The following is a 14847-nucleotide window of genomic DNA, read 5'->3' on the forward strand; positions in this document are numbered from 1 at the left end:
TACTAAATAATTGAGCCTAGTCGAAAAGGGAAAAACTTTACCACGTACAATCAATCGCACTACCCAAAAAGCATAACCTGACCATCTTGGGGGCGGATTGTATTATAAGAGCAGTTTGTTGTGCGCTTTATGCTCGGTTTTATGAGATTTTTCCTAGGCTTTTTTGACATTACAAAATACCTGACAGGATTTGCCAGGTATTTCAGTGAAAATTACGTGTCCTTACGTGCTTATAATAGCGTTTTTTGGCTCGCTTTGATGCTGTTAATCGCCCATTTTTCCACTTCCACAATCAGGAATAGCGCAATGGCTATCATCAGCGTCACGCCCCAATAAAATAGCGGCAGCGGCGCGGTGCCAAATAGCGAGTTCATAAACGGCAGATAAATGATGGCCATCTGCAGCAGTAACAGTACACCACTCACCAACCACAGGCCCTTATTGAGGAACAGCTGGCGGTTGAGCGGGAAGCGGTCTGCGGTGCGGCAGTTGAACATGTAAACCCATTGTGCGGTGACCAGGGTTTGCAGCAGTACGGTGCGGATCAGCTCGCTGCTGTAGCCGCGTGGTGCCATCCAGGCTTCCAGTGCGAAGGCGCTGATAGCGATCAGCACGCCGACGAAGCCGATGCGCCAGATAGCATGCAGATCCAACACATTGCTGCCCGGCACCCTCGGTTTACGGTACATCAGCCCTTTTTCGGCGGGTTCGTAGGCCAGACCAAAGGACAGGGTGGTGGAGGTGGCCATGTTCATCCACAGGATCTGGATGGGCGTCAGCGGCAGCATGGCACCGGCCAGAATGGCAATGATGATCAGCAGGCCCTGTGCCAGGTTGGTCGGCAGGACGAACAGGATGGTTTTCTTCAGGTTATCGTAAACGCGGCGGCCTTCTTTTACCGCGCTGGCGATGGTGGCGAAGTTATCGTCGGTCAACACCATATCGGCAGCTTCTTTAGTAACCTCGGTGCCTTTGATCCCCATGGCGATACCCACGTCAGCCTGTTTCAACGCTGGCGCATCGTTGACGCCGTCGCCGGTCATCCCCACCACACCGCCTTTATCCTGCAGCGCTTTCACCAGACGCAGCTTATGTTCCGGGCTGGTACGGGCAAAGATATCGTAACGCACGGCGGCCTCAGCCAACGCCTGGTCATCCATATGTTCCAGCTGGGAGCCGGTGATGGAATCCTGGCTGTTACCAATACCCAGCATGGCACCGATGGCCATGGCCGTTTTCTGGTGGTCGCCGGTGATCATCTTCACGCGGATCCCCGCTTGCTGGCATTCGGCGATGGCGGCGACCGCTTCAGGACGCGGTGGATCCATCACGCCAGCGATGCCGATCAACACCATCTGCTGACGGATATCGCTGTGATCCAGCTCCACTTCGCCGTCTGGCGTGGTTTTACTGGCGGCGGCCACCATACGTAAACCTTGTTCGGCAAAGCGTGACATCTCCGCTTCCCAGTAGCTGCGGCGGAAGGGGTTGATGCCAGAATCGGTGAGTTCGAATTCGCACAGTGAGAACAGTACATCGGGTGCCCCGGTAAGGAACACCTGATTCTTGCCTGCGACCTGGCTACGTACCGCCATATATTTGTAACTGGAGTCGAACGGGATTTTAGCCAGTTGGCGAGCTTCACCTGTCTCTAATCCGGCCTTCATCGCCAGCACTTTCAGTGCGCCTTCCGTCGGGCTGCCGGTGATCGCCCAGCGGCCGCTGTCATCCTGCTTTACCTGGCTGTCGTTACACAGGGCGATCGCGGTAATGAACTGCGCCAAAGGCGGGATATCTTGAACTTGCGCGGGTTTGTTGCTGTCGGCGAAGAAAATGCCGCCAACCGGTTCATAACTTTCCCCTTCCACACGGTAGGTATGGTCGGCCATGATGACGTTTTTTGCCGTCATTTCGTTCATGGTCAGCGTGCCGGTCTTGTCCGAGCAGACAACCGTCATCGAGCCTAAGGTTTCCACCGTAGGCAGCTTGCGGATAATCGCCCGGCTACGTGCCATCGACTGCACGCCCAGGGACAGGATAATGGAAATGATGGCTGGCAGACCTTCGGGCACCGAGGCCACCGCCAGGCTGATCAACGCCACCAGCAGTTCACCGAGCGGCATATCACGCATCGTAAAGGCAAACACGAACAGCAATACCATCATTACCAGGATCAGGATGAAGATGTTTTTGCCCAAACGATCCATCTGTTGCAGTAATGGGGTGCGCTGGGTCTTAACGGTTGAAATCATCTCGCTGATGTGACCGAGTTCGGTATAGCCGCCGGTCGCGATAACCACGCCCTTGGCATTTCCGGCGCTGATGGTGGTTCCGGAGAACAACAGGTTGGTGCGATCGCCAATCATCACTTCATCAGGGATGGCGTCGGTTTGTTTCGCAACCACGGTAGATTCGCCGGTCAAGATGGCCTCTTCAACCTGAAGGTTGTGAGATTCCAGTAACCGCAGGTCGGCGGGAATTTTATCGCCAGGGCGCAATAACACGATATCTCCTGGCACCAAATCTACCGCATTCAGGGTGTGGTTAATGCCGTCACGCACCACAATGGCCTGGCTGGAAAGCATATTCTTAATGCCTTTCAGCGATTTCTCTGCGCTGTTTTCCTGCACAAATCCGATAAGGGCATTGATCACGGCCACACCGAGAATAACCACCGTATCGATCCAATGCCCCATTATGGCTTTGAGGAAGGCGGCGGCCAGCAGAATATAAATAAGCACATCGTTAAAGTGGGCAATAAAGCGCATAAAGGCGCCTTTGCCAGCCTGCTCCGGCAGGGCGTTGGGGCCAAACTTCTTCAGCCGCTCGGCAGCTTCCTGTTCGCTCAGACCTTGTTGCTGGCCGTTCAAATGCTGAAGCGTTTGTTCAATATCATATTGATACCAGGCTTTTTCCGGCTTGGGCGGCTCTTGGTATTCAGTAGGGGAATGTTTTGGCATTGAATGCTTCTCCTTAACGTCATTCGAATCTAAGTCCCCATCGGAGGCGGCAGCCCTTTTGCCGGGGTGATATTCCATTGTTGTCTGTCACACAGATGCGAATGGTAATAATTTCAGTTGGTGATGGCCAATTATCTGCCGCGTGATAGTAAATAATCGCAACCTTGTGTTTTTGATCTGACAGAATAAAAATAAAGTGATGGGAATTATTTTGTTTAATATTGAAATGTTTCTCTATTAATGCCCTGTAATTTCATTTTTGCATCAGAAGATTCTCACCTGCATAGAAAACTATAGAACACCGAGGTTATTGTGTGATGAAAAAATTGCCCATAACCCCGTGATTTTTCAAAACGCCGTCCCGCTGTTCTGCCTGACGCAATCGCCAGGCAGCATGGTTTTCATCAACGCTGATAAACTTGTCATAAAGTAATGAATGGATACGCGTTTTTGCTGTCTATGATTAATACCTGATGCCAGCCCATGGTGGCGGCACGGTTTTGTTCCCGGCGTGACTTCCCACGGTGGGGCGTGAGACACTCGCAGAGCAGGATCCACTGGCCCGTTGGCCGCTGACGCGGCGCGGCAGCGGGGAGGATCGGTTCTGGCAAGTTAACCCAGCGAGGAAAGAGTAAGTATGGTCAAGGTGGACAAATGGCGGCTTTGGGCTGTGGGCTTGTGCCTGACGGCATTTTCTGGTGCAACATTGGCAGACTCCTTGGATGGTGAGCGCCAGCGTTATCTGCAAATCAAGCAGGCCTGGGACAGTAAACAGATGGACGTGGTGGCGCAGTTGATGCCAACGCTGCAGGATTACCCCCTGTACCCTTATCTGGAATATCGCCAGTTGACGCAGGATCTCAGTACGGCCAGTGCGACTCAGGTCCAGCAGTTTTTGCGGTTGCATCCTACTTTGCCACCCGCAAAATCGCTCTCTGCCCGTTTCGTGAACGAGCTGGCAAGCCGTCAAGACTGGACTACCCTGCTGGCCTTCAGTCCGCAAGAGCCTAAACCGGTCGCGGCGCGCTGTAATTTCTATTACGCCAAGTGGGCAACCGGCGATCAGCAGGCGGCTTGGGCCGGTGCCGATGATATCTGGATGAGCGGTAAAACCTTGCCTGGCTCCTGCGATAAGCTGTTCAGCGTCTGGCAGGCGGCTGGAAAGCAAACGCCGTTGAACACGCTGGCGCGGATGAAGCTGGCGCTGAAAGAGGGCAATAGCGGCCTGGTGAACTACCTGTACCGCCAACTGCCAAGCGATTATCAGACCATGGGGGATGCGCTGGTACGGTTGCAAAACGATCCCACTACGCTGGAAGCCTTTGCCCGTAGCGTCGGCCCAACAGACTTTACTCGTTCGGCCACCAGCATCGTATTCGCCCGCCTGGCCCGCCAGGACGTAGAAAATGCCCGAGCCATGATCCCAACCTTGGCCCGCCTGCAGAAAATGAGCGAAAGCGAGAAGTTGGCAATGGAGGAAGAGGTGGCCTGGCGGCTGATGGGCAACGATGCCACCTTTGAGCAGACACAATGGCGCGATCGGGTGATCCTGCGCAGCCAACAGCCGGCCTTGCTGGAGCGCCGTGTGCGTATGGCGCTGGGCGTGGGCGATCGTCAGGGGCTGAAAACCTGGCTGGCCCGTCTGCCTGAGGAATCGCGTAACAAGGACGAATGGCGTTACTGGCGTGCCAGTGAAATGATTGATGAAGGTAAACGCAGCGAAGGGGAAGTGATACTGCGTAGCCTGATGAACGAGCGCGGCTTCTACCCGATGGTGGCGGCGCAAAAAATGCAGGTGGCTTATCCGGTGATGGTCGCCGTGGCGGCAAAACCGCGCGCCGATCTGGTGAGTGGCCCGGAGATTGCCCGGGTGCGTGAACTGATGTACTGGAATATGGATAACCTGGCGCGCAGCGAGTGGAGCTCATTTGTCGCTAGCCGCAGCCGCCCGGAGCAGGAAGCGCTGGCCCGCTATGCCTTTGAGCAGAAATGGGCCGATCTGAGCGTACAGGCGACCATCGTTGGCAAGCTGTGGGATCATCTCGAAGAACGTTTCCCGATGGCCTGGCCGCAGGAATTCCGTCGTGCTACCGAAGATAAAGGCATTACGCCGAGCTATGCCATGGCGATTGCTCGCCAGGAGAGCGCCTGGAACCCGAAAGCGCAGTCGCCGGTGGGGGCCTCAGGTTTGATGCAGGTCATGCCGCGCACCGCGAAGCATACGGTGGATCTGTTCGGCATCCCAGGCTACAGCAGCCCGAGCCAGCTGTTTGATCCGCAAACCAATATCACCATTGGCACCAGCTATCTGGAGTCGGTGTATCAGCAATTTGGTCGTAACCGCATTCTTGCATCTGCGGCCTATAACGCTGGCCCATCACGGGTGAATACCTGGTTAGGTAATAGCGATGGCCGGGTGGATGCCGTGGCGTTTGTGGAAAGCATTCCGTTCTCGGAAACCCGTTCTTACGTGAAGAACGTGCTGGCCTATGATGCGTTTTATCGTTACTTCATGCATCGACCAGCGAAGGTGCTGACGGATGCCGAATGGCAAAGACGTTATTGAATTGATGAGGGTAACTGTTGGTCACCTGAACGGGCGCTGCATGCTGCGCCCGCCTAGAGCTATTTTGACGCTTCCCCGCGGTATGCTATGCTGCTGTACTAGTTAAATAGTATGGTGGCTGGTATGACGCAATTATCGCTAAACGATCCCGCTCTTTCAGAACAAGGCAATGAAGATTGGCTGCGCTTTGTCGCACTGCTGCAGAGTTCGTTCGGAAAGGATCTGCACCAACCGTTGATGCAACTGCTGCTGACGCCGGATGAGCGAACTGCGCTGGGGACACGGGTGCGGATTATTCAGGAACTGATGCGTGGCGAAATGAGCCAGCGCGAGCTGAAGAATGAGCTTGGAGCAGGCATCGCAACCATCACCAGAGGTTCAAACAGCCTGAAGATGGCGACGCCAGCGCTGAAACAGTGGCTGGAACAGCAACTACTGGGGTGAGGTAATCACCCCGGTGGCTTATTGCTGCGGCGTATTATTGCTGTTGTGGCTGCGGTAAATCGGATTGTGGAACGGCACCAGTGCCAGCAGCAGCGCCTGATGGTAAACGCTGGTGCGGCTCAGCCGACCGTCGGTAAAGATACCGATCGCTCCCCCTTGACGTTTGACTTCGCTATTGCCGGTGATCAAAGCCATTTCACTCCCCAACTCGCGACCAGCGCGAATACCCTGTAAAATTGATTCCGGCAGCATCAGGCTGGCAGAACGCGATTCGCCACGGGTCGTCGGGTTTTCTACCGTCATCCAGGCGAACGTCATATTTTCTTCGATCCCGGCTTCTACTCCGACCCAAAAGTCGGCTTCTGGCCGCACCTGCCGCGCTTCCATCACGCGCTGGCGTGCGCCGGTACGGGTTTCGGTATTGCCAATGGGTTGCAGTGAAACGCCGCTGGCGACGTCAACCGATTCTATGCGACATTGGTCTGCGCCAAAGGTATCTTCAAAAGCCAGTTGAATAGCCCTGATCTTTGCCGGGTTGGTAGTTGCAGCGATAACATGATACATAACGGCTTTAGCTTCCTTAAAGTGGGATTGTGTCTTGCCATGATTTTTGATGGCGGCAAGTTATGCGTAGTGCAAGGCACGAGCCACAGATAAACTCAAGTTTCACGCAGTATAACGGAAAAGCATAATGTTACAGGTATACCTCGTTCGCCACGGCGAAACGGAATGGAACGCAGCACGCCGCATTCAGGGCCAGTCAGACAGCCCACTCACCGCCACAGGCGTTCACCAGGCTCATCAGGTTGGCAAACGCGTTAGCCTCGAGGGCGTGACGCACGTGATTTCCAGCGATCTGGGCCGCACCCGTCAAACCGCGCAAATCATTGCGGACGCTTGTGGTTGCGACGTTATGGTTGATGCCCGGCTGCGCGAACTGCATATGGGTGTTCTGGAAGAACGTTTTATCGACAGCCTGACACCGCAGGAAGAGCTGTGGCGTAAACAGATGGTCGATGGTACTGCCGACGGCCGTATCCCTCAAGGTGAATCTATGACGGAGTTGGCCACGCGGATGCATGCAGCGCTGACAGAGTGCCTGAAACTACCGCCAGGCAGCAAGCCGTTGATTGTCAGCCATGGCATCGCGCTGGGGTGCCTGATCGGGACGGTGTTAGGGTTACCGGCCTATGCCGAGCGCCGTCTGCGTTTGCGCAACTGCTCGTTGTCACGCGTCGACTATCAACAAAGCCCCTGGTTGGCTCCGGGCTGGATTGTGGAAAGCGCGGGCGATATCTCACATCTGGATATGCCCGCGTTGGATGAGCTACAGCGCTAACGGCGGATCGGGATCAGATAGTCGCAACGGATCTCGCTGGGTGGCTGAGGCGGACGCCGGTCACCTTGCGGATAGAAGCGCTCAATATCATGCCCTTTGCGGCGGGTCAGTTCCAATGCTGGCAGACAGGTGCCGTACAGTATCAGGATAAAGTCCTGCAGGCCGGATGCTGGCCCCAGATAGCTGAACATGGCATATTCCCCCCCCTGTAGCGTGATCGGTTGGCCTTCCTGCACCTTGCTCGGAACGTGTTGCGCCTCCAGTGCTGTGGTATACAACACTTCCTGCTCGTCGTCTTTTTCCTGGCTTGGCCGCGAGTGGTGCAGGCCGTACAGCACCGGTGGCAGGGTTTCTACCTGCCCCAGGTACTGTTGCCAGAATTGGGTACGCAGCTCGGAGCGGAAGTTGGAAATTTGCTCTAACGTACAGGAGTAGCTCTGCGTCAGGCCGATCAGATCCAGCTCTGGTAGCGTGACAAACTCTGGATGTGGCAGCGTAAAGGCGCCCAGACGTATTGGCGGGCACATGCCGAAGGCGTTCCAGTCTTCTGAACGGCGATACAGCGCCGGGGTTTGCGCAAACTGTTTTTTGAATGCGCGAGTGAAGGTTTGTTGTGAGTCGAAACGATACTGCAAAGCAATATCTAGAATTGGGCGGCTGGTGAGGCGCAATGCAACGGCGGCTTTGGACAATCTTCTTGCCCGAATATAAGCCCCGATGGCGTTCCCAGTGATATCCTTAAACATCCGTTGTAGATGCCATTTAGAGTAACCCGCTTTTGCTGCCACGTTATCCAGTGACAAAGGTTGGTCCAAATGGCTTTCCAGCCAGCTGAGCAGATCGCGAATGATACCGGCTTGATCCATAGATCTTCCTCGTAGAGCTTCAGGTTTGGAACCTGAACTGTTTGATTTGTCATGCTGATACCTGATGCCCACTGACTTAATTCATCAATCAGTTGCATTACATATGGCACTTTTGCGATATGTATTGCGGGAAGGCGGGAGAAAACAGATGCTAACAGGCATTAAGCGATGACGATGCCGCATAATAGCAACTTTTTTCCTCCACGACTTGCAAAGATTTTTTTTGATCTCTGTGCTAAAAAGAGCGGCCTGGGCCGGGAAAAGCCTGCTTCTATGACCTGAAATATCGGCGTTCTTATTAGCAGTCCTGTGATTTAACACGCTGTTCTATTGGAGTTAAGTGAATGAAAAAAGGATGGATATTTTTGTTTTGCCTGGTTTGCGCAACGGTTAATAGCGCGCAGGCGGAACAGGTAGGATCGGTCGATACGGTATTCAAACTGTTTGGTCCAGATCATAAAATCGTGGTGGAAGCGTTCGATGATCCCGATGTGAAAAATGTAACTTGTTATATCAGCCGGGCGAAAACCGGTGGGATAAAGGGGGGATTAGGGCTGGCAGAGGATACCTCGGATGCCGCCATATCTTGCCAGCAGGTTGGACCGATCGAACTGAGCGACAAGATTAAAAAGGGTAAGGCGGAGGGAACCGTCGTGTTCCAGAAGCGCACCTCTTTGGTGTTCAAAAAGTTGCAGGTAGTGCGTTTTTATGATGCCAATCGCAATGCGCTGATCTACCTGAGCTATTCCGATCGGGTAGTAGATGGTTCACCGAAAAATGCCCTGAGCGCGGTGCCAATCATCCCCTGGGATGCGGCCAAATAATACAAAAAGGGTTCAGCATGCTGAACCCTTTAACCTGTGACGTAAGACGGGCTTATTCTTCCAGATCGCCGCAGAAGCGGTAACCTTCACCATGAATGGTGGCAATGATTTCCGGCGTGTCCGGCGTGGATTCGAAGTGTTTACGAATACGGCGGATGGTCACGTCTACGGTACGGTCATGCGGCTTCAGCTCACGGCCGGTCATTTTCTTCAGCAGCTCACCACGGGACTGGATCTTGCCCGGGTTTTCACAGAAGTGCAGCATGGCGCGAAATTCGCTGCGTGGCAGTTTGTACTGCTCGCCAGCAGGGCCGATCAGAGAGCGGCTGTTGATGTCCAGCTCCCAACCGTTGAACCTGTAGCTCTCAACCAGCTTGCGCTCTTCGCCGACGCTGCCCAGATTCATGGTGCGTGACAACAGGTTGCGCGCACGGATGGTCAGTTCGCGTGGGTTGAACGGTTTGGTGATATAGTCATCGGCGCCGATTTCCAGGCCGAGGATTTTATCGACTTCGTTATCACGACCGGTCAGGAACATCAGCGCGACGCTGGCTTGTTCGCGTAGTTCACGCGCCAGCAGCAGGCCGTTCTTGCCTGGCAGGTTGATATCCATGATGACCAGGTTGATATCATTTTCGGACAGGATGTTGTGCATTTCTGCACCGTCATTGGCTTCATGAACAATGTAGCCTTCCGCCTCGAAAATGCTCTTCAGGGTGTTACGAGTGACTAACTCGTCTTCGACAATCAGAATGTGCGGGGTCTGCATATTTGCTACCTAAAATTGCCAACAAAATAGAAAATAGGAAGTACAGCAGTCTCGGTGTTCTTCCATGGAGGGCAGAGATACCGCTCACGTTCCCTCAATTACCAAACGACTACAGTACGTAAACTCGTTCTTGATGCGCTTTCCATCAATGTCAACAAGATCGCTAGCTGGGTGGGGGGGCTATTTTTTACCACCCCGAATGATGCCAAAACGGCGCATATCCTAACCCTATTAACAGCAATATAACAGTGTGTGCCGAATTCATCACCTAACAAAACTACGCTTTGTTGACATATATCAAATTCAATTGTAGCACGTTAACAGTTTTGTGAAAAACACTTACAGAACTGCCAGCTTAAGTCACAGATCGTCAAATTCTGTGAACGATTCAGCTTTGTTGGGGCCGATGCGTTACAATTGATGGCTAACTGTTTGGGTTTGAAATATAGTGCTTTGTTTTTAATGAAAATTAAAACTTAACCTGTGATTATGATTGCTTCGTTTGCTTTATGGGTTGAAATGCCTATTTAATAATATTATAGCAAGCGACCATTTACGATGTTAATCGTTTGTAAATATAATCAGACAAATCTCAACAGTCAAAGAACTATTCTCATTATTTTTCTGGAGTCTTGATGCAGCTTCATATCGTGTTAGTCGCGCCCGCTCGGGCGGAAAATGTTGGCGCAGCGGCGCGGGCGATGAAAACCATGGGGTTCACCTCGTTGCGTATCGTCGACAGCGAGGCCCATCTGCAGCCCGCTGCCCGTTGGGTCGCCCACGGCGCTGGCGATATTCTGGATACGGTGCAGACGTTTTCTACCCTGGAGCAGGCATTGGCAGACGTGGACTTTACCGTGGCTACCACCGCTCGCAGCCGTGCACGCTTCCATTACTACTGCACCCCTCAACAACTGACGGAGCAGTTGGTGGAACGCCAGCAATGGGTGCATCAGGCCGCACTGGTGTTTGGCCGTGAAGACTCGGGCCTGACCAATGAAGAGCTGGAGTTGGCCGATTTGCTGACCGGCGTCCCGATGGTGGCCGATTATCCTTCGCTGAACCTTGGCCAGGCGGTGATGGTGTATTGTTATCAGCTGGCGCAGTTAATGACTGTCAGCGCGCCGCAGGAACCCCTGGCCGATGCCGGGCAGCTCAAGGCGCTGCGCCAACGGGCAGATCGCCTGTTACAGGCTCTGGACGTGGCGGATGACCAAAAATTGCGCGATTGGTTACACCAGCGGCTAGGGGTTTTGCCGCAGCGCGATACCGTCATGCTGCACACTTTGTTGCATGATATTGAAAAAAAACTGACGAAGTGATGTGGGCGTTTTTTGCCGCTTGATTGGTGTTATTCACTATTTAATCGGCTATTCTTTGATTTTTTGTTCTGTAATTTTGTTTTTTTATCGATCTCATTGCGCAGATCCCGCTGTGGCCAGTAAATAGGCAAAACAAAGAAATAATTTGACTTGGCCAGACGATTGCTTTAACCAATAGAGGGGACAGAGATTCTAATGAGACAGACAGACAAAATGCGAAACATCAGCCTGAATACGACAATTATTACCACCACCGATACCACAGGTAACGGGGCGGGCTGACGCGCACAGGAAACAGAAGAAAAAAGCCCGCACCTAACCAGTGCGGGCTTTTTTTTCGGCATAAATTCAGGAGATAACAGAAATGCGAGTGCTTAAATTTGGTGGAACCTCGGTAGCGAATGCGGAACGTTTTCTGCGCGTTGCCGATATCGTGGAAAACAATGCACGCCAGGGACAGGTAGCCACGGTATTGTCCGCACCGGCCAAGATCACCAATCACCTGGTGGCGATGATTGAAAAAACGGTAGCCGGCCAGGATATTCTGCCAACCATGAGCGACGCCGAGCGCATCTTTGCCGAGCTGCTCAACGGTTTGGCCAAGGCGCAGCCAGGCTTTGAGTACGACCGTCTGAAGGCACTGGTCGAGCAGGAGTTCGCGCAGCTCAAGCAGGTACTGCATGGCGTGGCGTTGTTGGGGCAGTGCCCGGATAGCGTCAATGCGGCCATCATCTGCCGGGGTGAAAAGCTCTCTATTGCCATCATGGAAGGCGTCTTCAAAGCCAAAGGTTACCCGGTGACGGTGATTAACCCGGTAGAGAAGCTGCTGGCTCAGGGCCACTATCTGGAATCGACTGTTGATATTGCCGAGTCCACCCTGCGTATCGCTGCTGCGGCCATTCCTGCCGACCATATCGTCCTGATGGCGGGCTTTACTGCGGGTAACGACAAAGGCGAGTTGGTCGTGCTGGGGCGCAACGGCTCCGATTATTCCGCCGCCGTGCTGGCCGCTTGCCTGCGTGCCGACTGTTGCGAGATCTGGACCGATGTGGACGGGGTTTATACCTGCGATCCGCGTACCGTGCCGGATGCCCGATTATTGAAGTCGATGTCCTACCGCGAGGCGATGGAGCTCTCTTACTTCGGCGCCAAAGTTCTCCACCCGCGTACCATCACCCCGATTGCCCAGTTCCAAATCCCTTGCCTGATTAAAAACACCGCCAACCCACAAGCTCCCGGCACCCTGATCGGTGGCGAAAGCGTGGCCGATGATACGCCGGTAAAGGGCATCACCAATCTGAACAATATGGCGATGATCAACGTGTCCGGCCCAGGTATGAAAGGCATGGTCGGCATGGCGGCACGGGTGTTTGCCGTGATGTCACGCGCCGGGATCTCGGTGGTGTTGATCACTCAGTCCTCTTCCGAATACAGCATCAGCTTCTGTGTGCCGCAGAGTGAGCTGCAACGCGCTCGTCGTGCCCTGGAAGACGAATTCTACCTGGAGCTGAAAGACGGTGTGCTGGAGCCGCTGGATGTGATGGAACGCCTGGCAATCATCTCGGTTGTCGGCGACGGTATGCGTACCTTGCGTGGCATCTCTGCGCGTTTCTTCTCTGCTCTGGCGCGCGCCAACATCAATATCGTGGCGATCGCTCAAGGCTCTTCCGAGCGTTCAATCTCCGTGGTGGTCGATAATGATTCCGCCACTACTGGCGTGCGCGTCAGCCATCAGATGCTGTTCAACACCGATCAGGTGATCGAAGTGTTTGTGATTGGCGTCGGCGGCGTAGGCGGGGCGCTGATCGAGCAGGTTTATCGTCAGCAGCCTTGGCTGAAGCAAAAGCACATCGATCTGCGCATCTGTGGCATTGCCAACTCAAGGGCGATGTTGACCAACGTGCACGGCATCTCGCTGGAAAGCTGGCGGGACGAGCTGGCCGAAGCCAAAGAGCCTTTCAATCTGGGCCGCCTGATCCGCCTGGTGAAAGAGTGCCACCTGCTCAATCCGGTGATTGTCGACTGTACCTCCAGCCAGGCGGTGGCCGATCAGTATGCCGATTTCCTGGCCGATGGTTTCCACGTGGTAACGCCAAACAAGAAGGCCAACACCTCGTCGATGAAATATTACCAGCAGCTGCGCACCGCAGCAGCCGGTTCTCGCCGCAAATTCCTGTATGACACCAACGTGGGTGCGGGCCTGCCGGTGATCGAAAACCTGCAGAACCTGCTCAATGCGGGCGATGAGCTGGTACGCTTCACCGGTATCCTGTCGGGGTCACTGTCCTTTATCTTCGGCAAGCTGGATGAAGGGATGTCGCTGTCGGAGGCCACCCTGCAGGCCAAGGCCCTCGGTTACACCGAGCCAGATCCGCGTGACGATCTCTCGGGGATGGATGTCGCTCGCAAGCTGTTGATCCTGGCGCGTGAAGCGGGCCATACGCTTGAACTGAGCGATATTGAAGTCGAATCGGTGCTACCGCCGTCGTTTGATGCCAGCGGTGATGTGGAGAACTTTATTGCCCGCCTGCCGGAGTTGGATGCCGAATTTAACCGCCGTGTGGCCGCTGCTGCTGCGGAAGGTAAGGTGTTGCGCTATGTGGGGGCGATCGAAGAAGGCCGCTGTCTGGTACGTATTGATGCGGTAGACGGCAACGATCCGTTGTATAAAGTGAAGAACGGTGAGAACGCCCTGGCCTTCTACAGCCGCTACTATCAGCCATTGCCGCTGGTGCTGCGCGGCTATGGTGCCGGTAATGATGTGACGGCGGCCGGGGTATTCGCCGATCTGTTGCGCACACTGTCATGGAAGTTGGGAGTCTAATATGGTTAAGGTGTATGCACCGGCCTCAATTGGTAACGTCAGCGTCGGGTTCGATGTGCTGGGAGCCGCGGTTTCCCCTATCGACGGCACGCTGCTGGGGGATTGCGTAAGCGTTGAAGCGGCCAGCCGCTTCAGACTGGAGAATGGCGGGCGTTTTGTCAGCAAGCTGCCGAGCAATCCTAAAGAGAACATTGTTTATCAGTGCTGGGAGCGTTTCTGCCAGGCGATTGGCCGTGAGGTGCCGGTAGCGATGCGGCTGGAGAAGAACATGCCGATCGGTTCCGGGCTGGGTTCCAGCGCTTGCTCGGTGGTCGCTGGTCTGATGGCGATGAACGAATTTTGCGATCGCCCACTCAATGAGACGCAACTGCTGGCCCTGATGGGCGAACTGGAAGGGCGTATTTCCGGCAGCGTGCATTACGATAACGTTGCGCCGTGCTATCTGGGCGGCTTGCAACTGATGCTGGAAGAAGAAGGGATCATCAGCCAGGAAGTGCCTGGCTTTAAAGACTGGCTGTGGGTGATGGCCTATCCGGGCATCAAGGTATCCACCGCCGAGGCGCGCGCCATTCTGCCCGCGCAATATCGCCGCCAGGACTGTATCAGCCATGGCCGCTATCTGGCGGGCTTTATTCACGCCTGTCACACCCAGCAACCGCGTCTGGCGGCCAAGCTGATGCAGGATGTGATTGCCGAGCCTTATCGCACCCGCCTGTTGCCAGGCTTTGCTGAAGCGCGTAAAGCCTCACAGGATATCGGTGCCTTGGCCTGTGGCATTTCCGGTTCCGGCCCGACGCTGTTTGCGGTCTGTGATGACGGAGCAACGGCGCAACGCATGGCCGATTGGCTGACCAGCCATTACCTGCAAAACGACGAAGGTTTTGTTCATATTTGCCGCCTGGATACCGCTGGCGCTCGACTATTGGGATAACG

At 54.4% G+C, this 14847-nt stretch carries 12 protein-coding genes, 1 pseudogene and 1 other annotated feature; of the genes and pseudogenes, 9 read left to right on the forward strand and 4 right to left on the reverse strand.

The genetic code is table 11. The features are described from left to right. Positions 1-230: 230 nt before the first annotated feature. Complete coding sequence (locus tag ABIE29_RS01930; RefSeq protein WP_429616587.1) at positions 231-2960, reverse strand: cation-transporting P-type ATPase; 2730 nt, start codon at positions 2958-2960, stop codon at positions 231-233. Between the two features lie 646 nt (positions 2961-3606). On the opposite strand from ABIE29_RS01930, the gene sltY reads away from it, so the two are divergent. Continuing rightward, the gene (sltY, locus tag ABIE29_RS01935; RefSeq protein WP_429616730.1) at positions 3607-5526 is read left to right on the forward strand and encodes a murein transglycosylase; all 1920 of its coding nucleotides are present in this window, start codon (positions 3607-3609) and stop codon (positions 5524-5526) included. A gap of 123 nt (positions 5527-5649) precedes the next feature. Beyond that, complete coding sequence (trpR, locus tag ABIE29_RS01940) at positions 5650-5970, forward strand: trp operon repressor (protein ID WP_429616588.1); 321 nt, start codon at positions 5650-5652, stop codon at positions 5968-5970. Between the two features lie 18 nt (positions 5971-5988). Here the strand turns inward: trpR and yjjX are convergent, their stop codons facing one another. Beyond that, complete coding sequence (yjjX, locus tag ABIE29_RS01945) at positions 5989-6534, reverse strand: inosine/xanthosine triphosphatase (RefSeq protein ID WP_429616589.1); 546 nt, start codon at positions 6532-6534, stop codon at positions 5989-5991. 127 nt (positions 6535-6661) lie between these two features. Between yjjX and gpmB the strand changes: the two genes are divergently transcribed. Then, complete coding sequence (gene gpmB, locus ABIE29_RS01950; protein ID WP_429616590.1) at positions 6662-7309, forward strand: 2,3-diphosphoglycerate-dependent phosphoglycerate mutase GpmB; 648 nt, start codon at positions 6662-6664, stop codon at positions 7307-7309. On the opposite strand, the gene robA is transcribed toward gpmB, so the two are convergent. After that, positions 7306-8175, reverse strand: a complete 870-nt coding sequence (gene robA, locus ABIE29_RS01955) for an MDR efflux pump AcrAB transcriptional activator RobA (RefSeq protein WP_429616591.1) — start codon at positions 8173-8175, stop codon at positions 7306-7308. The two genes, gpmB and robA, sit on opposite strands and share 4 nt — an antisense overlap. Positions 8176-8519: 344 nt before the next feature. Here robA and creA point away from each other — a divergent pair, with 344 nt between their 5' ends. Further along, entirely contained in the window at positions 8520-8999 is a 480-nt protein-coding gene (gene creA, locus ABIE29_RS01960; RefSeq protein ID WP_429616592.1) for a protein CreA, read from the forward strand. Between the two features lie 52 nt (positions 9000-9051). On the opposite strand, the gene arcA is transcribed toward creA, so the two are convergent. Next, complete coding sequence (arcA, locus tag ABIE29_RS01965) at positions 9052-9768, reverse strand: two-component system response regulator ArcA (RefSeq protein ID WP_429616593.1); 717 nt, start codon at positions 9766-9768, stop codon at positions 9052-9054. A gap of 108 nt (positions 9769-9876) precedes the next feature. On the opposite strand from arcA, the pseudogene ABIE29_RS01970 reads away from it, so the two are divergent. From ABIE29_RS01970 to thrB, 5 genes and pseudogenes are all read left to right on the forward strand, one after another. Beyond that, a pseudogene (locus ABIE29_RS01970) lies at positions 9877-10014 on the forward strand (hypothetical protein); the annotation flags it as partial. A gap of 389 nt (positions 10015-10403) precedes the next feature. After that, the gene (locus ABIE29_RS01975) at positions 10404-11090 is read left to right on the forward strand and encodes a tRNA/rRNA methyltransferase (protein ID WP_429616594.1); all 687 of its coding nucleotides are present in this window, start codon (positions 10404-10406) and stop codon (positions 11088-11090) included. A 213-nt stretch (positions 11091-11303) separates the two neighbouring features. After that, positions 11304-11372 carry a thr operon leader peptide gene (gene thrL, locus ABIE29_RS01980; protein ID WP_071998276.1) on the forward strand — a complete coding sequence of 23 codons (69 nt, stop codon included), beginning with the start codon at positions 11304-11306 and terminating at the stop codon, positions 11370-11372. After that, positions 11311-11429 (forward strand) — a sequence feature (Thr leader region). It overlaps the preceding gene by 62 nt. 25 nt (positions 11430-11454) lie before the next feature. After that, positions 11455-13914, forward strand: coding sequence for a bifunctional aspartate kinase/homoserine dehydrogenase I (gene thrA / locus ABIE29_RS01985; protein WP_429616595.1), 2460 nt, complete (start codon positions 11455-11457; stop codon positions 13912-13914). A gap of 1 nt (position 13915) precedes the next feature. Continuing rightward, a complete protein-coding gene (gene thrB / locus ABIE29_RS01990; protein WP_429616596.1) occupies positions 13916-14845 on the forward strand; it encodes a homoserine kinase in 930 nt (309 codons plus the stop codon). Positions 14846-14847: the final 2 nt, after the last annotated feature.

This window comes from Serratia sp. 2723 (assembly GCF_050434425.1).
Classification (GTDB): Bacteria; Pseudomonadota; Gammaproteobacteria; order Enterobacterales; family Enterobacteriaceae; genus Chania.